This window comes from Actinoplanes sp. DH11, assembly GCF_020873875.1.
Lineage (GTDB): Bacteria > Actinomycetota > Actinomycetes > Mycobacteriales > Micromonosporaceae > Actinoplanes.
The window spans coordinates 63,127-86,431 of record NZ_JAHWGU010000032.1; the positions used below are offsets into that span (position 1 = coordinate 63,127).

23 protein-coding genes are annotated in these 23,305 nt (G+C 70.3%); 14 read left to right on the forward strand and 9 right to left on the reverse strand.

What is annotated here, in order from left to right; all coding sequences use genetic code 11:
- Window positions 1-18 precede the first annotated feature (18 nt).
- The gene (gene tal, locus LPA41_RS34170; RefSeq protein ID WP_229075304.1) at window positions 19-1,155 is read right to left on the reverse strand and encodes a transaldolase; all 1,137 of its coding nucleotides are present in this window, start codon (window positions 1,153-1,155) and stop codon (window positions 19-21) included.
- Window positions 1,156-1,173: 18 nt separating this feature from the next.
- On the reverse strand, window positions 1,174-3,291 hold the full coding sequence (gene tkt / locus LPA41_RS34175; protein ID WP_308036657.1) for a transketolase: 2,118 nt from the start codon (window positions 3,289-3,291) through the stop codon (window positions 1,174-1,176).
- Window positions 3,292-3,556: 265 nt separating this feature from the next.
- On the opposite strand from tkt, the gene LPA41_RS34180 reads away from it, so the two are divergent.
- The 3 genes from LPA41_RS34180 (at window position 3,557) to LPA41_RS34190 (ending at window position 5,957) form a co-directional block, all read left to right on the forward strand.
- Window positions 3,557-4,504 (forward strand): heme o synthase, encoded by a 948-nt coding sequence (locus LPA41_RS34180; protein WP_255691041.1) that lies wholly within the window; start codon window positions 3,557-3,559, stop codon window positions 4,502-4,504.
- Between the two features lie 278 nt (window positions 4,505-4,782).
- Entirely contained in the window at window positions 4,783-5,076 is a 294-nt protein-coding gene (locus tag LPA41_RS34185; RefSeq protein WP_229075306.1) for a hypothetical protein, read from the forward strand.
- Window positions 5,076-5,957: a RimK family alpha-L-glutamate ligase gene (locus LPA41_RS34190; RefSeq protein WP_229075308.1), complete on the forward strand. Its 882-nt coding sequence runs from the start codon at window positions 5,076-5,078 to the stop codon at window positions 5,955-5,957. The genes LPA41_RS34185 and LPA41_RS34190 overlap by 1 nt, the downstream gene beginning before the upstream one ends.
- A gap of 1,216 nt (window positions 5,958-7,173) precedes the next feature.
- Here LPA41_RS34190 and LPA41_RS34195 read toward each other — a convergent pair.
- Entirely contained in the window at window positions 7,174-8,130 is a 957-nt protein-coding gene (locus tag LPA41_RS34195) for a heme A synthase (RefSeq protein WP_229075356.1), read from the reverse strand.
- Window positions 8,131-8,272: 142 nt separating this feature from the next.
- On the opposite strand from LPA41_RS34195, the gene LPA41_RS34200 reads away from it, so the two are divergent.
- From LPA41_RS34200 to LPA41_RS34240, 9 genes are all read left to right on the forward strand, one after another.
- On the forward strand, window positions 8,273-9,016 hold the full coding sequence (locus tag LPA41_RS34200; protein ID WP_374238243.1) for a helix-turn-helix transcriptional regulator: 744 nt from the start codon (window positions 8,273-8,275) through the stop codon (window positions 9,014-9,016).
- Window positions 9,013-10,434, forward strand: a complete 1,422-nt coding sequence (gene sufB, locus LPA41_RS34205) for a Fe-S cluster assembly protein SufB (RefSeq protein WP_229075311.1) — start codon at window positions 9,013-9,015, stop codon at window positions 10,432-10,434. The genes LPA41_RS34200 and sufB overlap by 4 nt, the downstream gene beginning before the upstream one ends.
- Window positions 10,435-10,486: 52 nt before the next feature.
- Window positions 10,487-11,614, forward strand: a complete 1,128-nt coding sequence (sufD, locus tag LPA41_RS34210; RefSeq protein ID WP_229075312.1) for a Fe-S cluster assembly protein SufD — start codon at window positions 10,487-10,489, stop codon at window positions 11,612-11,614.
- Window positions 11,611-11,943, forward strand: coding sequence for a non-heme iron oxygenase ferredoxin subunit (locus LPA41_RS34215; protein WP_229075314.1), 333 nt, complete (start codon window positions 11,611-11,613; stop codon window positions 11,941-11,943). The genes sufD and LPA41_RS34215 overlap by 4 nt, the downstream gene beginning before the upstream one ends.
- The gene (gene sufC, locus LPA41_RS34220; RefSeq protein WP_229075315.1) at window positions 11,940-12,698 is read left to right on the forward strand and encodes a Fe-S cluster assembly ATPase SufC; all 759 of its coding nucleotides are present in this window, start codon (window positions 11,940-11,942) and stop codon (window positions 12,696-12,698) included. The genes LPA41_RS34215 and sufC overlap by 4 nt, the downstream gene beginning before the upstream one ends.
- Window positions 12,699-12,711: 13 nt before the next feature.
- Window positions 12,712-13,941, forward strand: a complete 1,230-nt coding sequence (locus tag LPA41_RS34225) for a cysteine desulfurase (protein WP_229075317.1) — start codon at window positions 12,712-12,714, stop codon at window positions 13,939-13,941.
- Window positions 13,941-14,396, forward strand: coding sequence for a Fe-S cluster assembly sulfur transfer protein SufU (sufU, locus tag LPA41_RS34230; RefSeq protein WP_229075319.1), 456 nt, complete (start codon window positions 13,941-13,943; stop codon window positions 14,394-14,396). Before LPA41_RS34225 ends, sufU begins: the two co-directional genes overlap by 1 nt.
- A gap of 125 nt (window positions 14,397-14,521) precedes the next feature.
- On the forward strand, window positions 14,522-15,019 hold the full coding sequence (locus LPA41_RS34235; RefSeq protein ID WP_229075357.1) for a metal-sulfur cluster assembly factor: 498 nt from the start codon (window positions 14,522-14,524) through the stop codon (window positions 15,017-15,019).
- Between the two features lie 135 nt (window positions 15,020-15,154).
- Window positions 15,155-15,958, forward strand: coding sequence for a maleylpyruvate isomerase family mycothiol-dependent enzyme (locus LPA41_RS34240; protein WP_229075321.1), 804 nt, complete (start codon window positions 15,155-15,157; stop codon window positions 15,956-15,958).
- A gap of 231 nt (window positions 15,959-16,189) precedes the next feature.
- On the opposite strand, the gene LPA41_RS34245 is transcribed toward LPA41_RS34240, so the two are convergent.
- The 4 genes from LPA41_RS34245 to LPA41_RS34260 form a co-directional block, all read right to left on the reverse strand.
- Window positions 16,190-17,041 (reverse strand): alpha/beta fold hydrolase, encoded by an 852-nt coding sequence (locus tag LPA41_RS34245; protein ID WP_229075323.1) that lies wholly within the window; start codon window positions 17,039-17,041, stop codon window positions 16,190-16,192.
- A gap of 519 nt (window positions 17,042-17,560) precedes the next feature.
- Window positions 17,561-18,787 (reverse strand): MFS transporter, encoded by a 1,227-nt coding sequence (locus LPA41_RS34250; RefSeq protein WP_229075325.1) that lies wholly within the window; start codon window positions 18,785-18,787, stop codon window positions 17,561-17,563.
- Window positions 18,784-19,296: a winged helix-turn-helix domain-containing protein gene (locus LPA41_RS34255; protein WP_229075327.1), complete on the reverse strand. Its 513-nt coding sequence runs from the start codon at window positions 19,294-19,296 to the stop codon at window positions 18,784-18,786. The genes LPA41_RS34250 and LPA41_RS34255 overlap by 4 nt, the downstream gene beginning before the upstream one ends.
- A 52-nt stretch (window positions 19,297-19,348) precedes the next feature.
- Complete coding sequence (locus LPA41_RS34260; protein WP_229075328.1) at window positions 19,349-20,044, reverse strand: histidine phosphatase family protein; 696 nt, start codon at window positions 20,042-20,044, stop codon at window positions 19,349-19,351.
- A 216-nt stretch (window positions 20,045-20,260) separates the two neighbouring features.
- On the opposite strand from LPA41_RS34260, the gene LPA41_RS34265 reads away from it, so the two are divergent.
- Window positions 20,261-20,920: a LysE family transporter gene (locus tag LPA41_RS34265; protein WP_229075330.1), complete on the forward strand. Its 660-nt coding sequence runs from the start codon at window positions 20,261-20,263 to the stop codon at window positions 20,918-20,920.
- 24 nt (window positions 20,921-20,944) lie between these two features.
- On the opposite strand, the gene LPA41_RS34270 is transcribed toward LPA41_RS34265, so the two are convergent.
- Complete coding sequence (locus LPA41_RS34270; RefSeq protein WP_229075331.1) at window positions 20,945-21,625, reverse strand: DNA alkylation repair protein; 681 nt, start codon at window positions 21,623-21,625, stop codon at window positions 20,945-20,947.
- Window positions 21,626-21,658: 33 nt separating this feature from the next.
- Here LPA41_RS34270 and LPA41_RS34275 point away from each other — a divergent pair, with 33 nt between their 5' ends.
- Complete coding sequence (locus LPA41_RS34275; RefSeq protein ID WP_229075332.1) at window positions 21,659-22,288, forward strand: acVLRF1 family peptidyl-tRNA hydrolase; 630 nt, start codon at window positions 21,659-21,661, stop codon at window positions 22,286-22,288.
- Between the two features lie 41 nt (window positions 22,289-22,329).
- Here the strand turns inward: LPA41_RS34275 and LPA41_RS34280 are convergent, their stop codons facing one another.
- Entirely contained in the window at window positions 22,330-23,238 is a 909-nt protein-coding gene (locus tag LPA41_RS34280; RefSeq protein WP_229075334.1) for a neutral zinc metallopeptidase, read from the reverse strand.
- Between the last annotated feature and the right edge of the window lie 67 nt (window positions 23,239-23,305).

The window sequence follows — 23,305 nt, forward strand, 5'->3', positions numbered from 1 at the left end:
GCCGCTGTTGGTGCTTCGTCAGGCGGCGTCGCTGGGGTGCTTCGCGCCGGAGCTGGCGGCCTTGAGGGACTTGGTGACGCCCTCGAGCAGTTCCTTCCAGCTGGCCTCGAACTTCTCGACGCCCTCGTCCTCGAGGACCTTGAAGACGTCGGTGACGTCGATGCCGGCAGCGGTGAGGTCCGCGAAGGTCTTCTCGGCATCCGCGAAGTTCGGGGTCACGGTGTCGCCCTTGGTGGTGCCGTGGTCCTCGTAGGCGAAGATGACCGACTCCGGCATGGTGTTGACCGTGCCCGGAGCGACCAGCTCCTCGACGTAGATGGTGTCGAGGAAGTCGGGGTTCTTCGTCCCCGTCGACGCCCACAGCGGCCGCTGCGGCTGCGCACCGGCATCGGCCAGGGCCTTCCACCGGTCGCCCTCGAACACCTCGGTGTACGCCTGGTAGGCGAGCCGGGCGTTGGCGATGGCCGCCTTGCCCTTGAGCGCCTTGGCCTCGTCCGAACCGATCTTGTCGAGGCGCTTGTCGACCTCGCTGTCCACGCGCGAGACGAAGAACGACGCGACCGACCCGATCTTGGACAGGTCGTGGCCGTTCTCCTTCGCCTTCTCCAGACCGGTCAGGAACGCCTCCATGACGGCCCGGTAGCGCTCGACGGAGAAGATCAGCGTGACGTTGACGCTGATGCCGTTGCCCAGCACCTCGGTGATGGCCGGTAGGCCCGCCTCGGTCGCCGGGATCTTGATGTAGAGGTTGGGCCGGTCCACCAGCCACCAGAGGGTCTTCGCCTCGGCGACGGTGGCGGCGGTCTCGTGCGCCTTGCGCGGGTCCACCTCGATCGAGATCCGGCCGTCGACCCCGTTCGAGGAGTCGTAGTTGGGCCGGAACACGTCGGCCGCCCAGCGGACGTCCTTGGCGGTCATCAGGCGGACCGCCTCCTCGACCGTGACACCCTGCACGGCGAGGTCACGCAGCTGCTCGTCGTACGCGTCCGCGTCGGAGAGCGCCTTCTGGAAGATGCTCGGGTTCGTGGTGACGCCGACCACGTGCTGTTCCTGGCGCAGCTTGTCCAGGGAACCGCTGGTCAGGCGTACCCGGGAGAGATCGTCGAGCCATACCGCCACGCCTTGGGCGGAGAGCTCGGCCAGCCTGTCCGTCATTGGAGACTCCTTAGTGGTTCAGTTGCCGGTCTTGTGGCCGGTGATCTCGCCGACCTTGGCGAGCGATGCGTTGGCCTTCGCGACGACGTTGTCCGCGGTGAAGCCGAACTGCTCGAAGAGGATCTTCGCCGGGGCGCTTGAGCCGTAGTGCTCGATGCTGACGGCCTCGCCGGCGTCACCGAGAAGGCGGTCCCAGCTCATCCGGATGCCGGCCTCGACCGAGACCCGGGCCTTCACGCCGCGCGGCAGCACCTGCTGCTGGTACGCGGTGTCCTGCTCGAAGAACCACTCCTGGCACGGCATCGAGACCACCCGGGTCGCGGTGCCCTGTGCCTCGAGGCGCTCCTGCGCGACGAGCGCGATCGACACCTCGGAACCGCTGGCGATCAGGATCACCTTGGGCTCGCCGGTGGACGCCTCGGAGAGGATGTAGCCGCCCTTGAGCGTGCCCTCGGCCGACGCGTACTTGCTGCGGTCGATGGTGGGCAGGTTCTGCCGGGACAGCGCCAGCGCGGTCGGCCGGTCGGTGTGCTCGAGGGCACCACGCCAGGCGAACGCGGTCTCGTTGGCGTCGGCCGGGCGGACCACGTCGAGGCCGACGATGGCGCGCAGCGCGGTGAGCGTCTCGATCGGCTGGTGCGTCGGGCCGTCCTCGCCGAGACCGATCGAGTCGTGCGTCCACACGAAGGTCACCGGCAGCTTCATCAGCGCGGAGAGCCGGACAGCGCCACGCATGTAGTCGCTGAACACCAGGAAGGTGCCGCCGTACGGACGGGTGCCGCCGTGCACCGCGATGCCGTTGAGGATCGAGCCCATGCCGTGCTCGCGGATACCGAAGTGCAGCGTCCGCCCGTACTCGTGGCCGGGGAACTCCTTCGTCGCGTACTCCGCGGGGATGAAGGAAGGCTCGCCCTTCATCGTGGTGTTGTTGCTCTCCGCCAGGTCGGCGGAGCCGCCCCAGAGCTCGGGCAGGACCGGCGCGAGCGCCTCCAGGATCTTGCCGGAGGCGGCGCGGGTGGCCAGGCCCTTCTCGTCCGCCGGGAACTCGGGCAGCGCGTTGTGCCAGCCCTCCGGCAGGGTGCGGGTGGCGAGCCGGTCGAACAGCGCCTTGCCCTCGGCGTTGCCGGCGGCCCAGGCGTCGAACGCCTTCTGCCACTCGGCGTGCGCGGCCTTGCCCCGCTCGACGGCCTGCTGCGCGTGCTTGACGACCTCGTGGTCGACCGCGAACGGCTCGTTGGCGAAGCCGAGGATCTCCTTGGTGGCGGCGATCTCGTCGGCGCCCAGCGCGGAGCCGTGGATCTTACCGGTGTTCTGCTTCTTCGGCGCCGGCCAGCCGATGATCGTCTTGAGGACGATGAAGGACGGCTTGTCGGTCACCGCCTTGGCGGCCTGGATCGCGTTCCAGAGCTCCTCGACGTTTTCGTCGTAGCCGCCCTCGTCCTTGCGCCAGTTGACGGTCTGCACGTGCCAGCCGTACGCCGCGTACCGCGCGCCGACGTCCTCGGATTTCGCGATCCGGGTGTCGTCCTCGATCGAGATCTCGTTGTCGTCGTAGATCACCGTGAGGTTGCCGAGCTTCTGCACCGACGCGATCGCGCTGGACTCGTGGCTGACACCCTCCTCGATGTCGCCGTCCGAGCAGAGCGCGTACACGTGGTGGTCGAACGGGGACTGGCCCGGCGCCGCGTCCGGGTCGAACAGGCCGCGCTCGCGGCGGGCGGCCATCGCCATGCCCACCGCGTTGCCGACGCCCTGACCCAGCGGGCCGGTGGTGATCTCGACGCCGGGGGTGTGCCCGTACTCCGGGTGACCCGGGGTGAGCGAGTCCCACTGGCGCAGCGTCTTCAGGTCGTCCAGCGACAGGCTGTAACCGTTGAGGTAGAGCTGGACGTAGAGGGTGAGGCTGGAGTGTCCGCAGGACAGCACGAAGCGGTCGCGACCCGCCCACTCCGGGTCCGTCGGGTCATGTCGCATGACACGGTTGAACAGCAGGTAGGCGGCCGGCGCCAGGCTCATGGCGGTGCCGGGGTGACCGTTGCCGGCCTTCTCCACGGCGTCCATGGCCAGCACCCGGGTGGTGTCCACCGCCTTGCGGTCGAGGTCGGACCAGTTGAGAGCGGGATCTGTGGCAGCCACGTCGGTTGTGCTCCTCGGGCAAAATAATGGAACCCTTTTCGGCTTGACCCTATCCAGTCGGCCTAAACACGTGCGCAGCGAACGGCCCAGGCACATACGCTGTGAGCGGACATGCCGGATCACACGATGTGACGGTTCGCATCCCTACCGGGTGCCCCAAGCAGCGCAGACGGCTGCGCGTAGGCTGTCCGGGCGGACCGCTGGGTGGATACCCGGCAACGGCCGCGAAATAAAGCCGAATGCCGGAAGGTGGCTGTCCGTGAGCATGATCACCGAGCGTCCCGTCCACCGACGGGGGCCCGGCGTGGCGAAGCGTGCGCCACGTGAGACCCGACGCAACCGGGCCGCGGTGATGCGGGCCTATCTGGCCCTCACCAAGCCGGCGATCGTCGAGCTTCTGCTGGTGACCACCGTCCCGACCATGATCCTGGCGGCCGGTGGCTGGCCTGACCTGGTCACCTTCGCGGTGGTGCTGATCGGCGGCGCCCTGGCGGGCGGCGCCGCGAGCGCGCTCAACTGCTACATCGACCGCGACATCGACCAGCTGATGAGGCGTACGAAGCGGCGGCCGATCCCGGCACACGAGATCAGCCCGCGGGCCGTGCTCATCTTCGGCCTGACGCTCGCTGTGATCTCCGTCGTGGTGATGGCCGCCTTCACCAACTGGCTGGCGACCGCCCTCACCGCCGCGTCGATCTTCTACTACGACGTGATCTACACGATGTGGCTGAAGCGGCGGACCCCGGCGAACACCTTCTGGGGCGGCGTCTGCGGCGCGGCCCCGGTGATCATCGGCTGGGCCGCCGTCACCGGCACCGTCGACCCGATGGGCTGGGCGCTCTTCGCCGTCGTCTTCTTCTGGCAGATGCCGCACTTCTACGCGCTCGCCGTGAAGTACAAGGACGACTACGCCCGCGCCGGCATCCCGATGCTGCCGGTGGTGCGGTCGATGAGGCGGGTCAATTTCGAAATCATCCTCTACACCGTCCTGACGCTGGCGTCGTCGTTCGCGGCCTGGGCGCTCGGTCTCGGCCTCGGCCCGATCTACGGCGTCACCGCGATCGTGATGGGTCTCGCCTTCCTCGCCGAGGCGATCAGGTTCGCCTACGGCAGCCGGGGCGGCGCTCCGGTCAAACCGATGCGGCTGTTCCACCTGTCGATCACGTACCTCACGGTGGTCTTCATGGCGATCGCCGTCGATGCGCTGATCTGACCGGCACGGGCGCGCGTCACAGGCCGCCGCCGGGCCGCCGCCGGCCCGTCGTCTCAGGTCGCCGTTACGGGCCGCGCAGGGCGTCGCACAGGATGCCCGGATTGTCACCACTGTCAGTCACTGTCCGTCACTCGAAGGACGGATATTGGTACATGCGGCAATTCGGGCGTAATCAGAACATAACAATGCTCCGGATTTCGAAACCTGCAGGTAATTGGAGTCACAAAACAAGACAAGGGTGCCCCGTGTGGCGCGGCTGAGTGCTTAGGCTGCGAACCATGGCAGAAGGTTCCGTTACGACACTGACTTCCGACATCAAGTCTTTCGCCGCCGGGCACGGCGGTGCCAAGGCGGTGATCGAGTACGTCGGTAAGCGCGGCGCCCGGATCGTTCTCGTCGGTGAGGACGGCGAGTGGTCCGACCAGTTCGCCCAGGACACCGGCGTCGCCCGGGAGGCGTGCGAGCACGCCGGCGTCACCGTGGAGAACGAGTGGGAGCGCGAGCTCCTCGAGCAGATGCGTCCCAGCAACGACCTGTGGCGTTCGATGGCCCGCCGGAGCATGGCCCGCTAGTGAACACTTCTCGCCGGGTCGCCCTCGTCACGTGCGCGACCTTCCCCGACCTCTGGGACGACGATCACCTGCTGCGCGACGCCCTGCGCGAGCGCGGGGTGATCGTCGAGGCGGTCCGCTGGGACGACGAGACCGCGGACTGGTCCGGCTACGACCTGGCCGTGATCCGGTCCACCTGGGACTACGTCGCCCGGCACGAACAATTCGTGACCTGGGCACGCCGGGTGCCCCGGCTGCTCAACCCCGCCGACGTCATCGCCTGGAACACCGACAAGGTCTACCTGCGTGACCTCGCCGAAGCCGGCGTGCCGACCATCCCCACCGAGTTCGTGGCGCCCGGCCAGACCTGGTCACCGCCGGCGGACGGCGAATGGGTGGTCAAGCCCACCGTCAGCGCCGGCAGCCAGGACACCGGCCGCTACCACCTGCCCGCCGACCTGCCCCTCGCGCAGGCCCACGTCGAACGTCTCGGCGCGGCCGGCCGCACCACGATGATCCAGCCCTACCTGACGGCCGTGGACACCGCCGGCGAGACCGCCGTCCTGTGCACCCCCGACGCGGCAGGCGAACTGACCTACAGCCACGCCATCCGCAAAGGCCCGATGCTGAGCGGCCCCGCCGCCGACAGCAACATCGACCCCGGCAGCGAGGACATCACCCCGCGCACGCCGTCCCCCGCCGAACTCGAGACGGCCGCCAAGGTGCTGGCCGCCATCCCCGGCGGCACCGGCAACCTGCTCTACGCCCGGGTCGACCTGATCCCCGGCCCCGACGGCACGCCGACGCTCATCGAACTCGAACTGACCGAGCCCAGCCTCTTCTTCACCGAGGGCCCCGGCTCAGCCGCCCGCCTGGCCGACGCGATCCTGCGCCGGCTCTGAGCCGGTCCCACTCCTACCTGCGTCAGACCGCCCTGGCCCTCCCGGCCGGGGCGGCGGCGTTTCGGGCCTCCTCAAGAACCTCCCCTCCTTCGGCAAGCCCCACCTGGGGGAGGAGAGGGAGTTGTCGGTTTCCCCTGAAGCTCGGCCGCCCGCCCGCATCCGTGCTGCTCACTGTTGGCGCTGCGTGCGGCTTGCGCCCGTGCTGCTTTTGGTTTGCGGCCGTGCTGGCTGCGGGTTGCGCCCATCGCTGTTTCTGGCTTGCGGCTGGTTCCCTGCGGTTCGCATGCGTCGTGCTTGCCTCGCCGTGCTCCCGGAGAGTGCGCAAGGTGGCGGGATCGCTCCGGCGAGGTGGGTGACCCGGCTGACGCCGCGGGTGTTGCTGGGCGGGGGCGCATCGGCGGGCGGCCACGGACGGATGCGCGAAGGCGTCCGTGGTTCCTGAGCGGTGCTGTATAGCCCCGGTATGGCCCCACGTATCGATGCAGGGGGTTCTGGGGTCGTCCTATGGTCTTGTCAAGCAGCCAGGGTGATTTCTTCTGCCGGTTTGCGCCGGTGTTCGGTGCACATGAGGCGCAGGCTGTCGCCGCGGCCGGCTGCGTTGCGTCCGCAGGAGCGATGTTGATCTGCTAGCGATGCGAAATTGCGGTTTTGACCCCATGATCACAGCGATTTCGTAGCGCTAGCAGATCAACATCTTGGCTGGGGCGACCCGTCCGGCGCGCCACCGGGGATCCGGGGCTCATGCGCGGGCGGCATTCATCGGCTTGACGGTGATGGCGGTGCGGCGCACGCAGGACTCCCGCGGCGGGGCGCGGTGAGGCACGGCCGGGCACGGTGCGGTGAGGCGCGGTGCGGCGGGCGCGGTGAGGCACGGCGGGGCACGGTGCGGCGGGTGCGGTGAGGCACGGCGTGGTGCGGTGCGGTGAGAGGCGGCGCCGGAGTGGGGGGCTTGGCGCGACGGCAACTGCTGGACCGGTTAGGTGCCCCGGCGGGCGCGGGCTGTCGTGTCCCGGCGGGTGGGCCGAGGCGGCCGGTGGGCGCGAGGCGTGCTTGACCAGGCGGGTGGGCCAAGGCGGGCGGTGGGCGCGGGGCGTGCTTGACCAGGCGGGTGGGCCGAGGCGGCCGGTGGGCGCGGGGCGTGCTTGAGCAGGCAGGTGGACCGCGTGTGGACCCGGCGGGACGGGCGGGGGTTCGGTGGTGCGGGCGTTGCCCGTACTCAAGAAGCGGTGACCGGCTCGGCGAGCTGGGGATGCGCGTGGTCGGGGCCGGTCGTGGTGGGCTGCGGGCGCTCGGGGCGGGTGCGCAGGGACCAGAGGACGGCGAGGGTCGCTGTCCAGGTTATCGCGGCGCCGAGCATGTGTGCGGCGACGAGGAGGACGGGCAGGTGGGTGAAGTACTGCACGAAGCCGATCGCGCCCTGGCTGAACTCGACCGCGATGAGGACGGCGGCGGCGCGGACGGTGTGTGCGGGGGCGCCGACGGCTCGGAGGGCGAACCAGAGGGCGACGGAGAGGCCGATCAGCAGGAAGACCAGGTCGGCGTGGAACTGGGAGACGGTGGCCGGGTCGAGGCCGTTCCGTTTGGCGCCCTGGTCGCCGGCGTGCGGGCCGCTGCCGGTGACGACGACGCCGACCGCGATCACGGCGAAGCTGACGACCGCGGCGATCCAGGAGAGGTGGCGGATCGGGGCGGGGACCAGGGGGACGGGTTTGCCGTCGCCCTCGTCGACGCGGCGCCAGAGGGCGTAGCAGCCGGCGATCAGCGCGATCGACAGGATGAAGTGCAGGCCCACGACCCACGGGTTGAGGTTGGTGAGCACGGTGATGCCGCCGACGACGCCCTGGCCGGGCACGCCGAGCGCGACCGCGATCGACATGATGATCAGCGACTTGCGGCGCGGCCGGCTGAGCAGCGCGGCGAAGAACGTGGCGAACGCGAGGCCGACCAGGACGAACGTGAGCAGGCGGTTGCCGAACTCGATCATCCCGTGGACGCCCATCTCGGCGGTCGTCGTGTAGGACTCGTCGGTGCACTTGGGCCACGTCGGGCAGCCGAGCCCGGAGCCGGTGAGCCGGACCGCCGCGCCGGTGACGATCAGACCGGCGTTCGCCACCAGGGAGGCGAGGGCGAGCGGCCGCAGGGCGGAACTCAGACGCCGCCCGGGCCGGGACAGCGAAACGGACTCCAGGATCGATCGGCGCGGCGTGGAGGAGTTCACCCGAGGGATCGTACGCGCGGGGTCCGACATGAATTTTGGCAGCTCCGGTCACCGGTGTGGTGGATCACCGGGGTTCGGTTTGCAGGGCCTGGCGGAAATACGTAACGTTGGCGTAGTGAAAAACGAGGTGCTGATCCCGGTGAGTGCGGTGGCGTCTGCCACGGCCTCGGACGGGCGCACCCGTGACCGGGTCGCTCAGTTGCTCCTGAAGCGTGGCGCCACGACGGCCGCCGAGCTCGGGGCGGAGCTCGGCCTCAGCCCGGCCGCCATCCGCAAGCACCTCGACGCGATGCTCGCCGAGCGTCTCGTCGAGCAGCGCGAGCGGCGCGTCGACCGCCCGCGGGGCCGTGGCCGCCCGGCCAAGGCCTTCGTGCTCACCGCCGCCGCTCGCGAGGATCTGAACCCGCATCACTACGACGGCATCGCCACTGCCGCGCTGCGCTGGATCGCCGAGCATCACGGGCCGGAGGCGATCAGTTCGTTCGCCTCGGCCCAGGTCCGGGCGCTCGAGGAGCGACTGAAGGCCGCGATAAGCATCACCGGCTCCGATCCCATCGCCCGGGCGGAGGCGCTCGCCGAGGCGCTGACCGCCGAGGGTTACGCTGCCAGCGCGACCACGATCGCGTCCGGCGGGCAGTTGTGCCAGCATCACTGCCCGGTGGCGCACGTGGCCGCCGAGTTTCCTCAGCTGTGCGACGCCGAGACCGAAGTGATCTCGCGGCTCATCGGCACCCACGTGCAGCGTCTCGCCACCATCGCGCACGGCGACGGGGTGTGCACCACGCATATCCCGGCCCTCGCCACCGCACCCACCGAAAACACGGTTAGGACAGATACATGACTGACCAGATCGTCACTCAGGAAGAGCACCTCGCCGCTCTTGGTCGGTACGAGTACGGCTGGGCCGACGCCGACACCGCGGGCGCGACCGCCCAGCGTGGTCTGTCCGAGGCGGTGGTGCGCAACATCTCCGCGCTGAAGAGCGAGCCGCAGTGGATGCTCGACCTGCGCCTCAAGGGCCTGCGCCTGTTCGACCGCAAGCCGATGCCGAACTGGGGCGCCGACCTCACCGGCATCGACTTCCAGAACATCAAGTACTTCGTGCGCTCCACCGAGAAGCAGGCCGCCACGTGGGACGACCTGCCCGCGGACATCAAGGCGACGTACGACAAGCTCGGCATCCCTGAGGCGGAGAAGCAGCGCCTGGTCTCCGGTGTCGCCGCGCAGTACGAGTCCGAGGTCGTCTACCACGCGATCCGTGAGGACCTGGAGCAGCAGGGCGTCCTGTTCCTGGACACCGACACCGCGCTGCGGGAGCACGAGGAGCTCTTCAAGGAGTACTTCGGCACCGTCATCCCGGTCGGTGACAACAAGTTCGCCGCGCTGAACACCAGCGTGTGGTCCGGCGGCTCGTTCATCTACGTGCCGAAGGGCGTGCACGTGGACATCCCGCTGCAGGCCTACTTCCGGATCAACACGGAGAACATGGGCCAGTTCGAGCGGACCCTGATCATCGCCGACGAGGGCAGCTACATCCACTACGTCGAGGGCTGCACCGCGCCGATCTACTCGTCGGACTCGCTGCACTCCGCGGTCGTCGAGATCGTCGTGAAGAAGAACGCCCGGGTGCGTTACACGACCATCCAGAACTGGTCGAACAACGTCTACAACCTGGTCACCAAGCGCGCCACCTGCGAAGAGGGCGCGACCATGGAGTGGGTCGACGGCAACATCGGTTCCAAGGTGACGATGAAGTACCCGGCCGTCTACATGACCGGTCAGCACGCCAAGGGCGAGGTGCTCTCGATCGCCATGGCCGGCGAGGGCCAGCACCAGGACTCGGGCGCCAAGATGGTGCACGCCGCCCCGCACACCTCCTCGACGATCGTCTCGAAGTCGATCGCCCGGGGTGGCGGCCGGACGTCGTACCGCGGGCTCGTGCAGGTCCTGGAGGGCTCGTCGAACTCGAAGAGCACGGTCAAGTGCGACGCGCTCCTGGTGGACACGATCTCCCGCTCGGACACGTACCCGTACGTCGACATCCGCGAGGACGACGTGAACATGGGTCACGAGGCGACCGTCTCCAAGGTCAGCGAGGACCAGCTCTTCTACCTGATGAGCCGTGGCCTGACCGAGGACGAGGCGATGGCGATGATCGTGCGCGGCTTCATCGAGCCGATCGCCAAGGAGCTCCCGATGGAGTACGCGCTGGAGCTCAACCGCCTGATCGAGCTCCAGATGGAGGGGGCGGTGGGCTGACGCCCACTGCCGCGCACCCACGGGTCAAGCTGGAAATACGACGAAGGAAGAAATGACTACCGAGGCCATCGCCCCGCCGAGCACCAAGTCGCAGGTGCTGCGCTCCTTCGACGTCACCGACTTCCCGGCCCTGAACGGCCTGGAGGAGGAGTGGCGTTTCACCCCGCTCAAGCGCCTGCGTGACCTGGTCAAGGCCACGTCGCTGACCGGCACCGCGCCGTCCGTCGAGTACGGCGACCTGCCGGCCGGCGTGACGGTGTCCACCGTCGACGGGGCGGAGCCGGTGCTGACCCCGTTCGACCGGATCAGCGCTCTCGCGTTCGGCGCGGCCGCCGGCGTCACCCTCATCGAGGTGGCAGCCGAGGCCGTGCCGGCCGAGGCGGCGGTGATCCGGGTGGTCGGCAAGGGCGGCGACGCCGCGGCGGCGCGCACCGTCGTCAAGGTCGGCAACTTCGCCAAGGCGACGATCGTGCTGGAGCAGACCGGCTCGGTGACCCTGGCCGACAACATCGAGGTCGTGCTCGGTGACAGCGCGCAGCTGACCTTCGTGACCCTGGCCGAGTGGGACCGGGACGCCGTGCAGGCCCAGCACATCAAGTTCCGGGTCGGCAAGGACGCCCGCGTCCAGCACCTCCAGGTGACTCTCGGCGGCGACCTGGTCCGGCAGTTCACCAGCGTGGAATACACCGGCCGCGGCGGCGACGCCGAGCTGTTCGGGCTCTACTTCGCCGACGCCGGCCAGCACCAGGAGCACCGGCAGCTGGTCGACCACAGCGTGCCGGACTGCCGCAGCTACGTGGGTTACCGCGGCGCGCTGCAGGGTGCGTCGGCGCACACCGTCTGGGTCGGCGACGTGCTGATCCGGGCGGCCGCGACCGGCACCGACACGTACGAGATCAACCGCAACCTCGTGCTCACCGACGGGGCGCGCGCCGACTCGGTCCCGAACCTGGAGATCGAGACCGGCGAGGTGGCCGGCGCCGGGCACGCCAGCGCGACCGGCCGGTTCGACGATGAGCAGCTGTTCTACCTGATGGCGCGCGGCATCCCCGAGGGTGAGGCTCGCAAGCTGGTGGTCCGTGGTTTCTTCGCCGAGCTGATCAATAAGATCCCGGTCGAGGAGTTGCGTGAGCGCCTCGGTGATGTGATCGAGGCTCGGCTGGTCGAGGCAGGACAGTGACGTTCGAGTTGGTCGGGCCGGTGTCCGACGTGGCCAAAGGCACCGCGCTCCAGGTGGAGATCGACGGTGTCGAGGTCGCGGTGGTGCACGCCGACGACGACAACTTCTACGCGGTACGTGACGAGTGCAGTCACGCCTCCGTGGCACTGTCCGAAGGGGAGGTCGACGGCTGCACGCTCGAGTGCTGGCTGCACGGCTCCCGTTTCGACCTGCGCACCGGCGAACCCTCCGGACCACCCGCCATCGACCCGGTGGCGGTCTACCCCGTCGAGATCCGCGACGGCGACATCTACGTTTCGACCACACCCAGTAATGGAGTAGAGCCGTGAGCACCCTGGAGATCCGCGACCTGCAGGTTTCGGTGAAGCTGCCCGAGGGCGAGCTGAAGCCGATCCTGGCCGGGGTCGACCTCACCGTGAAGTCCGGCGAGACCCACGCGATCATGGGTCCGAACGGTTCCGGCAAGTCGACGCTGGCCTACTCCATCGCAGGCCACCCGAAGTACGAGATCACCGGCGGTTCCGTCACCCTCGACGGCGTCGACGTGCACGAGCTGAGCGTCGACGAGCGTGCCCGGGCCGGCCTCTTCCTGGCCATGCAGTACCCGGTCGAGGTCCCCGGCGTCTCGGTGGCGAACTTCCTGCGTACCGCGAAGACCGCGATCGACGGTGAGGCGCCGAAGCTGCGTACCTGGGCCGGCGAGCTCCGCGGCGCCATGGAGAAGCTGCAGATGGACCCCGCGTTCGCGCAGCGCAACGTGAACGAGGGCTTCTCCGGCGGTGAGAAGAAGCGTCACGAGATCATGCAGCTCGAGCTGCTGAAGCCGAAGATCGCGATCCTCGACGAGACCGACTCCGGCCTCGACATCGACGCGCTGCGGGTCGTCAGCGAGGGCGTGAACCGGGTCCGGGCGACCGGGCAGACCGGCTTCCTGCTGATCACCCACTACACCCGGATCCTGCGGTACATCCAGCCCGACTTCGTGCACGTCTTCGTCGGCGGCAAGATCGTCGAAGAGGGCGGCCCGGAGCTGGCGGAGCGTCTCGAGGCCGAGGGCTACGAGAAGTTCCTCACCAAGGCCTGACAGGGGTTAACCGATGAGCTTCGACGTCGAGCAGGTCCGCAAGGACTTCCCGATCTTCGAGCGGGAGGTCAACGGCCACCCGCTGGTCTACTTGGACAGCGCCAACACCTCGCAGAAACCGGTGCAGGTGCTCGACGTCATGCGCGCGCACCAGGAGCGGTACAACGGCAACGTGTCCCGCTCCGTGCACACGCTCGGCACCGAGTCGACCGAGGCCTACGAGGGGGCCCGGGCTCGCATCGCCACCTTCATCGGTGCGGCTAGCCCGGACGAGGTGGTCTTCACCAAGAACTCCACCGAGGCGCTCAACCTGGTCGCCCACTCGGCCGGGCAGCACCTCCGGATCGGCCCGGGCGACGAGATCGTCATCTCCGAGATGGAGCACCACTCCAACATCGTGCCGTGGCAGCTGCTCTGTGAGCGGACCGGCGCCACGCTGCGGTGGTTCGGGATCACCGACGAGGGCCGGCTCGACGAGTCGTCGCTGGACTCGCTGATCACCCCTCGGACGAAGATCGTCTCGCTGGTGCACATGTCCAACGTGCTGGGGACGATCAACGACTTCTCCCGGATCTCGGCGCGCACCCGCGAGGTGGGTGCGCTGCTCGTGCTGGACTGCTCGCAGTCGGTGCCGCACCTGCCGATCGACGTGCGGTCCCTCGGCGCGGACCTGATCGCGTTCACCGGCCACAAGATGCTCGGCCCGACCGGCATCGGCGTGCTCTGGGGCCGCTTCGACCTGCTCGCGCAGCTGCCGCCGTTCCTCGGCGGCGGCTCCATGATCGAGACGGTCACGATGACGGGTACGACCTACGCCGCCCCACCGGCGCGGTTCGAGGCCGGCACCCCGCCGATCACCGAGGCGATCGGTCTCGGCGCGGCCGTCGACTACCTGACCGGGCTGGGCATGGAGGCGATCCACCGGCACGAGCAGGAGATCACGGCGTACGCGCTGGACGCGCTCACCTCGGTGCCGGACGTCCGGATCTTCGGACCGGCATCGCCCGCGGGCCGGGGTGGCACGGTGTCGTTCGGCGTCGACGGGGTACACCCGCACGACGTGGGACAGGTCCTGGATGCGCTCGGCGTCGAGGTGCGGGTCGGCCACCACTGCGCGCGGCCGGTCTGCTCCCGCTTCGGCGTCCCGGCGATGACCCGGGCCTCGTTCTACCTCTACACGACCACGGACGAGATCGACGCCCTGGCGCGCGGTCTCGACCAGGTGCGGAAGGTGTTCGGCTGATGATGCTCGACGGTCTCTACCAGGAGATCATCCTCGACCACTACAAGAACCCGCACGGGCGTGGGTTGCGTGATCCGTTCGACGGCGAGGCGCATCACGTCAACCCCACGTGCGGTGACGAGATCACCGTGCGGGTCACATCTGATCTGTCAGAGATTTCCTACGATGGGCTCGGCTGCTCGATCAGCCAGGCGTCCGCATCCGTGCTGCACGAGCTGTTGCAGGGCAAGGACACGGCGACCGCCTCGGAGATCCACCAGGCATTCGTAGACTTGATGCAGAGCCGCGGCCAGGCCGAGCCCGACGAGGAGGTGCTCGGCGACGGCATCGCGTTCGCCGGCGTCGCCAAGTTCCCGGCCCGGGTGAAGTGTGCGCTGCTGCCCTGGATGGCGTTCAAGGACGCGGCGGTCCGCGCCGGCGTGGATGTGGGCATGAGCCCGGAGGTGAAGGCGTGAGCGACAAGACTGAAACTGTTCAGACCGTGGCGGCGACCTCGGCAACCGCCACCGATGTGGCGGCGGACGAGGTTCCCGGCTGGCTCGCCACCGAGCGCGCCGAGGCGGCAGCGGCCGGCGAGCCCGTGGAGGTCCCGGCGGCAAGCGTCTCCGAGGCCGCCGACACCGCGACGGCTCCGGCCGACGGCTCCGCAGCGGGTGCGGCCGACGGCTCCGCGGCGGGTGCGGCCGACGGCTCCGCGGCGGTCGCGGCCGACGGTTCCGCGGCGGTCGCCGGCGGGGAAGCCCCGGCGGTGAAGAAGGCGTCCGTGGACGACGTCGAAGAGGCGATGAAGGACGTTGTCGACCCCGAGCTCGGCATCAACGTCGTCGACCTGGGCCTCGTCTACGGCGTCCACGTGGACGACGAGAACGTGGTCACCCTCGACATGACGCTCACGTCGGCGGCCTGCCCGCTCACCGACGTCATCGAGGACCAGACCCGGCAGGCGCTCACCACCGGCCCCGGCGGCGGCCTCGTGCAGGACTTCCGGATCAACTGGGTGTGGCTGCCGCCGTGGGGCCCCGACAAGATCACGGACGACGGGCGCGAGCAGCTCCGAGCTCTCGGCTTCAACGTCTGATCCATCTCTCAGACTGAAACAGATCAGGGCGGTGCGCTTCCGGCGCGCCGCCCTGACCCTTTTTCTGTACGCCAGGAGAGCGTCACCCGGCCGGCTCGGCGCTGTTCTGTCGTACGCCGGTGATAGAACCGCCTCATGTCATCGACACCGCCGTTCCCGGAACTCCTGTCGCTCGTCGAGTCCCGCTCGGCGGCCTTGCGCGACGCCGCCACCGACCTCACCGCGCGCGTGCCCGGCTGCCCCGACTGGTCGGTCGGCGAGCTGGTCAGCCACCTGACCCGGGTCCAGCGTTTCTGGACCGCCGCGGTCACGGCGGCGGACGTCACCACCCCACCCCCGTTCCCTGATCCCGCACCTGTTGCCGCACCGGAGTCGCCGGGTCCTGAGGCAGGCGTGCCGGCCGGCGGCGCCTCCGGGAAAGAGGCGGCGGCTTCGGCTCGGGGTCTTGAGGAGGCCACCCGCGGCCTGCTCGACGCCCTCCGGGAGGCCGGCCCGGAAGCGCCGGCGTGGGCGTGGTGGCCGGAGTCGGCGGCGCCGCGCACCGTCGGCGCGATCGCCCGGCACCAGGTGCAGGAGGCAGCGGTCCACGCGTTCGACGCGCAGGAGGCAGCCGGCCGGCCGGAACCGCTGCCCGCCGCCGTGGCCGTCGACGGCGTGCCGGAGTTCCTGTCCGTCTGCCTGGGCTCGGCGGGGTCGTGGCCGCACCGCCCGGCCCGCGTCGAGTTCCAGGCACTGGAGGGGCCGTCCTGGACGGTCGACCTCTCTCCGGCCGGGGTGATCGTGGGTCCGGCCGCGAGCGGGGAGCCGGTCACCCGGTTTCAGGGCAGCGCCAGTGATCTGGTGCTGGTGCTCTACCGGCGGATCGCCCTCGAAGACGTGCGCGTGGACGGCGATCGCGAGGTCGCCGTCCAGCTGACGGAGTGGATGATCCAGGACTGAACCGGCCGGCTGCCCAGGGGGCGGCGCGCGATCGCACAAGTCGCCAGCCCGGGTGGGCTGGCGGCCGGGTGGCTTGCCGGTCTTGGTGGGCTGGCGGCCGGGTGGCTTGCCGGTCTTGGTGGGCTGGCGGCCGGGTGGCTTGCCGTGCCTGATGAGGTGGCGGTCGTGCGGCTGCCGGTGGAGGGGCGGGCGTGCGGCCCGCCGGTTCCGGTGAGGTCGTGGCCGGACGGGTCAGGCCGGGTCGGTGAGGAACTCGATCAGGAGGGGGTTGATCAGGTCGGGGCGTTCCAGGCTGGGAAGGTGACCCGCCCAGGGCAGGTGCAGGTGGCGGGCGTGCGGGAGGCTGCCGGCGAGGTGGGCGGCGATCTCCTGGAAGTCGGGGAGGTCGTGGGCCCCGGAGACGAGAAGCGTCGGCGCGGTGATCGCGGCGATGTCGAAGCCGATCCCGGCCGGTGCCTGCGCGATGGAGACCTGCGCGGTGGAGGCGGACGCGGTGACGTCCGGGGCCGGAGCTTCGGGAACGGGCTGCGGCGGGGTGGCTGCGGCGGCGGCCTGTTCGCGGTCGGCGGCCAGTTGGATGTCGAAGGCGTTGCGCTGCATCTCGCGTACTCCTGAGCGCTCCTCGTCCCCCGCCTCCGGGCCCAGCCAGAGGTTCACGTTGAGCTCGGTGGCGCCCGCCACGTCGCCCGCCTCCAGCAGGGCGTCCTCGCGTGCGCCGAACTCGCGCAGCTGGGCGCTGGGCTCGTGGCCGGGCAGGGCGGTGCAGAGCAGGACGAGGGCGGTGACCCGGTCCGGTGTGCGGGCGGCGAACTCGATCGCCACCTGCCCGCCGCCGGAGGATCCGATCACGGCGGTGCGGTCGATGGCGAGGTCGGCGAGCAGGTCCGTCACGTCGGTGGTGTCGTCCCAGGGTTCCGCGGGGACCGGCGACTCGCCGTAACCGCGCAGGTCGCAGCGGACGACCCGGTATCCGGCGGCGGTCAGTGCGGGGATCTGCGGGTCCCACATGCGCCGGTCGCAAACGGTGGAGTGCAGGAGCAGGACAGCGGGACCGCTGCCGGTGACATCGTGAGCGAGAGGCATCCGGAGACCGTAGCGACCGGCGGACGATCGAGCGACTGGTATGTCCGCCACAGGGAGCGAAAGGCAGGGCCGGAAGGCCGTTTGTTGTTGGTGAGTTTGTGGCTGTGGGCTGCTGCGGGCGGCTTGTGCAGGGGTGTTGATCTGCTGGCGGTGCGAAATCGCGGTTTCAGGTTCATGATCACAGCGATTTCGTAGCGCCAGCAGATCAACATCTCGGCTGCTGTTTCATTGCTCCAGGACCGCGGCCCCGCCAGCACCGCCCACCGGGCCAGCACCGCCCACCGGGCCAGCACCGCCCACCGGGCCAGCACCGCCCACCGGGCCGATACCGGTCGCGGGGCGATGCCGCCTGCCCGGCGGATGTCGACGGCCCAGGCAATACCGCCCCCGGCCGGTGCGGGGCGCTCGGGCAATACGGCCGTGCCCCACCTGGGTCGCCTTCTGCCGGCTCTCGGCGATGTGGGGTCGTGGCGCGCGGGGCAGGGCAGGGGCAGGGCAGGGGCGGGTGGCAGGGGTGGGTCAGGCCGGGGCGACGGCTTTGCGTACCTGGTCGCCCCGGTCCAGGGCCTGCCACGCCGGGAAGAGGAAGGGGGCCGCTGTGACCGCGAGGTAGCCGATCGCCGCCAGCAGGGCCGCGGTCCGCAGGCCCAGCAGGTCCGTGGCCCAGCCGCCCAGCACCCCACCGAGCGGGATGCCCGCCCAGGACACGGAGATGAGCACGCTTATCACGCGGCCGTGCATGTGGACCGGGATCCGGCGGTAGACGGCAGCGAGCAGGATGGGGTTCACCGTGGACATGAGCGCGCCGGAGATGGCCGCGGTGGCGAGGACCACCCAGACCGTGTCGGTGAGGGCGAGCGCCAGCAACTGGGCGGGTCCGCCGAGGAAGAAGCAGATGCCGAAGGTGCGGCGGCGGGGTAATCGGGGCGCCAGGACGGTGTAGAGGATGTTCCCGGCGACGGCGCCGAGCCCGAACGCGGTGCCGACGACACCGAGGGCGGCCGGGCCGTGCGGGCCTTCGCGCACCCAGACGGGGACGAAGACGGTGGCGTACGCCTGGTCGAACATGTTCGTCACGAACAGTAGCGACATCACGCCGAGGATGAGCCGGTCGTCGCGGACCCACCGGAACCCGTCGCGCAGCGCGTCGGTGTAGCCCTGGTCGGCGGCCGCGTCGGGGGCACCGACCTGCACGAGCGTCCCGATGATCAGGGCCGTGATCGCGAAGGTGGCCGCGTCGTAGAGCAGGACGGTCGCGGGTCCGTGCGCCGCGATCAGCACGCCCGCGAGCGGCAGGCCGATCAGCGTGGAGGTGCGGGCGACCCCGTCGTAGAGGGTGGTGCCGCGTTCCGTGGAGACGCCGGCGGCGGCGATCGTCCGCGGGAGGAGCGCGCGTTTGGCCGCGTCGCCGAAGCCGCGCAGGGCGCCGGCCAGGGCGATCAGCAGGAACACCACGCTGAGCGGCGCGTTGCCGTAGAACGCGAGGAGCGGGATGCCGGCGACCGCGAGCACGCTCGCCGCGTCGGCGGCGACCGCGGTGGGGCGCGGTCCGACGCGGTCCACGACGGGTCCGCCGATCAGGCCGGCGATGATGTAGGGGAGCATCTCGGCGAATCCCGCCACGCCGGCGAGCAGGGCCGAGTCGTGGGTGGTGAGCACCAGCCAGGGCAGGGCGACGAAGGTGATCCGGCTGCCCAGCAGCGAGATGCCTTCGGCGGCGAGCAGGACGACGAGCTGGCGGTTCATCGGATCTGCGGAAAGGACTGCCACTGGAACACCACCCTCGCGGTGTCCGCCGGCGCGGTCTCGCCGGGCCGGTCGGCCGGGTAGTCGGCCAGCACCCGGTCGATGCGCCCGAGCATCTCGGTGGCCTCGGCGGGGGTGATCCGCAGGACCCGGCTGCCGAGGGCCACGCTGCCGGACCACTCCGGGGGAACGGCGCCGGTGAGGGAGAGGAAATCCTGTACGCGCTGGAAGTCGGCGACCGCGACGGCGTGCTGCTGGTCCGGCGCCGTTTCCGGGCCGGCGACCCGCCACCAGCGTTCCCGGCCGCGTCCCAGTTTCTCGTCCTCCTCGACGAAGCCGTACCCGGCGAGCTGACGCAGGTGGTAACTGGTCGCGCCGGAACTCTCCCCCAGATCACCGGCCAGGCGGGTGGCGGTCGAGGCGCCCCGCTCATGAAGGACCCGCAGGATGCGTACGCGCAACGGGTGCGCCAGCCCGCGCAGGGACTGGGGATGGCGGGTCTCGGGCATCGTCCCAAGATAAGTTTGCAAATATACCTTTGCAAGATGTCTGTCTATTCATTTATGCGGACGGTAAGTGATCGATCACGTTGTAGCGGTCCAGCACGAGCGTGCCGGAGGAGCCGTCGAAGCGGCTGATCGACGCATTGCGGACACTGCCGGCCTCCGCCTCGACGGCGAGGACCTGCTCCCACTCCAGGTTCTCGACGACGGCGCGCATCATCAGCACCACCGCGTCATGGGCGACCACGACCACCCGCCGACCGGCATGGTCCCTCTCCAGGTCGGCGAGGAAGGCGGTCAGGCGTACGCGGATGTCCGCAAAGGACTCGCCACCCGGTGGCGCGTACTCGTACTCACCGGCCGCGGCCCGGCGTCCTGCCTCGTCCGGGAAGCGGGCGGTGACCGCGGCGCGGGTGAGTAGTTCCAGATCACCCATGAGGCGGTCGACCAGCCGGTCGTCGGTGGTCGGTTCCGGCAGGTCCAGGCCGGACGCCTCGGCCGCGAGGCGCCACGTCTCGCGGGCCCGCAGGTACGGCGACGTGATCACGACCTCGGGCAGCTGGTCCGCCGGCAGGGTGGCCAGCCAGCGGCCGAGCGCGGCGGCCTGCTCCTCGCCGGTCTCGGTGAGCGGCACCTCGGCATCCCGCCCGCTCAGTTCGACCTTCAGCTCCAGGAGTTCCTCCGCGTCGGCGGCGGGGAAGGCGACATTGGCCAGGCTCTGCCCGTGCCGCACCAGGATCAGTTCAGCGACCATGATCGGACCCTATCGAGCCGGACGCCCATCGGTCACGTAGTGAGGTCGTGATCGCACCAGGTGTGACCGAAATTCGGTGGTACGGCGACCGGCCGCGGCCCAGGATGGCGGCGTGACCGCACTCGAGACGTACCCGGCTGTCCGTGCCACCGCGACCGAGCGGGCCGGCGCGCGGCAGCAGGCCTCCCGGCGGGCGGCGGTGCCCCGGCAACGGTCATGAGCGCCGCGTTCCTCGCCGGCGTGGTCGCCGGTTACGGGATCGCCGTCCCGGTCGGCGCCATCGCGGTCCTGGTCGCCGGCCTCAGCGCCCGGGTCTCCCTGCGGGTCGGCGCGGCCGCCGGGCTGGGTGCGGCGACCGCGGACGGGCTCTACGCCCTGGTGGCGGTGGCCGGGGGAGCGGCCGTTGCGACCGCGATCACGCCGATCGCCGGGCCGCTGCGGTGGGCCGGGGCCGCGGTCCTGCTCGGACTGGCCGGCTGGACGGCCCGGGGAGCGCTGCGCCGCCGCAGACCGGCGGACACCGGCCCGGCGGGCGCGGCGCGGGTCGAGGCGGCTGGCACGGGCGCAGCAGAAACTGGTGCCGCCTGGGAGCGGACAGCGCCACGTGCGTACGCCGCGGTGCTCGCCCTCACGCTGCTCAATCCGGCCACTGTGGTCTATTTCGCCGCGCTGGTGCTCGGCAGGGGTGGCGCCGGAGGCGGCGTCTGGTTCGTGGCCGGCGCCTTCCTCGCCTCCGCGAGCTGGCAGCTGCTGATCGCCGGGAGCGGCTCGCTGATCGGGCGCTTCCTGACCGGCGACCGAGGCCGGCTGATCACCGCCCTGATCTCCAGCGTGGTGATCGCCGCGCTGGCGCTGCATCTCGTGGCGGCCGCCTGAACACCGGAATGACCTCCGGCGGGATCAGAGGTGTTTGCTCGCCTCCCGGACCGACAGGGGCGACAGGTCGCCGGCATGCTCGGCGAGGAACACGCGCACGGCCCCCGGGTCGGTGCGCGCGTACTGCCGGAGGGCCCAGCCGATCGCCTTGCGGACGAAGAAGTCCGGGTGGCCGGCCTGCGCCGCGCAGTAGCCGAACAGCCGATCAGTATCGGTCGCTGACCCGTAGTGCAGCTGGTGCAGGACGGCCGTGCGCACCAGCCACATGTCCGTGTGGCGCGACCACTCGTCCATCCGCCCGGCCAGCGCCGGGTGCCGCCGCACGAGACCGCCGACGACGCGGGTGGCGAGCGGGTCGACGGAGTCCCACCACGATTTCGTGGTGATCAGTCGCGCCACGGTGTCGAGGAATTCCGGACCCGGGACCGCCGCGTGGGCGACCAGGTAGTCGCAGGCGAACTGCTGGAACTCCCGCTCGTCACGCTCCCAGCAGGCCAGGGCGACGGCACGCAGGTCATCGGCGGAGGGCCGGGGCAGCCCGGTGAGTGCCGTTCTGGCCCGGGCGCGGCGGGCCGGTGCGGGCAGGCCGAAGAACGGGAACAGGTCCCGCATGTAGGCCTCCATGCCGGCGGCACGTTCCCGGTCGCGCGCGGCCTCGAGCTCGGTGGTGAGCCGCTCCATCAACGTCCCGGCCAGGTCGCTCATGCCCTGCGATCCTGCCACCGTAGTGTGACAGGAATGGGAGAACGTCCGGCCGCAGGCGGTGGGAAGTGGGTGGACGTCGCCCCGGAGCGGCTGCCGCGATGGCTGGAGAATTTCGCGACGCGCCATGGCCCGTACCGTGCGGAGGGTCTGACCTTGATCGCCGAGGACGGCACGTCGGCGACGCTCAGCGCGCCTCCCGGTGCCGGCCCGGTCTCGACGCTCGACGCGTTGATCCGTGAGGCGCAGGCCTCGCGGCGGCTGGGGCTGCTGCTGGCGCGCAAGGGCGCGGTTGCCGTCGGCATAGCCGACGGACCGGAACTGATCACGTCCAAGGTGGACACCCACTACGTGCAGGGGCGGACCGCGGCGGGTGGCTGGTCGCAGCAGCGCTTCGCGCGCCGCCGGGACAATCAGGCCAAGGCGGCGGCTGCCGACGGCGCCGGGATCGCCGGGCGCATTCTCCTTCCGGAGGTACGGGCCCTGAGCGCCGTGGTCACCGGCGGGGATCGTTCGGCCGTCGACGCCATCCTGGCCTCGCCCACCCTGCGGCCGGTCGCCGCGCTCCGCGCCGATCGCCTCCTGGATGTGCCCGAGCCGCGGCACGCGGTCCTGGTGACCGCCGTCGCCGCGGCTCGCGCCGTGCCGATCCTGATCCGTCCGTAAAGCCGTCCGTCACAACCGTCCGTCACAAGCCGTCCGGGCCGTCAGCCGACCGCCCCGGCCTTGAACGTGTCGCACTGCGCCGGGTCGCCGGAGTCGTAGCCGGCCCGGAACCACTCCTGCCGCTGCGCCGACGTGCCGTGAGTGAACTGCTCCGGGTTGATCTCGCCGCCGCCCTGCTTCTGGAGCGTGTCGTCACCGATCTGCCCGGCCGCCTGGATGCCCTCCTGAATGTCCTGGTCGGTGAGGCTGACGAAGATCTTGTCGCCGTCCGCGTCGGTGGTGTTGGCGGCCGATTTTGCCCAGGCACCGGCGTAGCAGTCGGCCTGCAGTTCCAGCTTCACCGACTCCTCGTTCGCCGAGGACGGGTCGCGCTCCTGCCGGCGCCGCATCTCCGCCTCGGTGCCGAGGACGTCCTGCACATGGTGGCCGTACTCGTGGGCCAGCACGTACGGCTGCGCGAACTCGCCCGGCGCGCCCAGCTGCTGGGAGAGAACCTGGTAGAAGGTCAGGTCGATGTAGACCTTGTCGTCGGCGGGGCAGTAGAACGGGCCGACGCCGGAGTCGGCGGCGCCGCACGCGGTGCGCACCTGACCGTCGAAGATCTGGGTGGTGGCGGGCTGGTACTGCTCGCCGAAGGACTTCGGCAGCTGGTCACGCCAGTACGCCTGGATCGACGTGATGTAGAGCGCGTTGCGGCACTTGAGCTCCTGGAGTTTCTGCTCGCCGGTGCAACCGCTCAGGGGCGTCGCGGCCGAGTCGCCGCCGCCGTCCCCACCGCCCATCGTGTTGATCCCGAAGTAGCCGCCGACCAGCGCCAGCACCAGGGTCACCACGATGCCGGTGAGTCCGCCGCCACCGATCGGGAGCCCGCCGATGCCACCGCCGCCACCCGAGCGGCCACTCTCCTGCACCTGACTGGTGTCGATGTCGGCGCGTTCGTTCAGTTCCATGTCGTCCTGCCTTCGCCACGGTTGCACGGCGTGTACCCGGTGGCTGTGTGAACTAATCGAGTGGGAG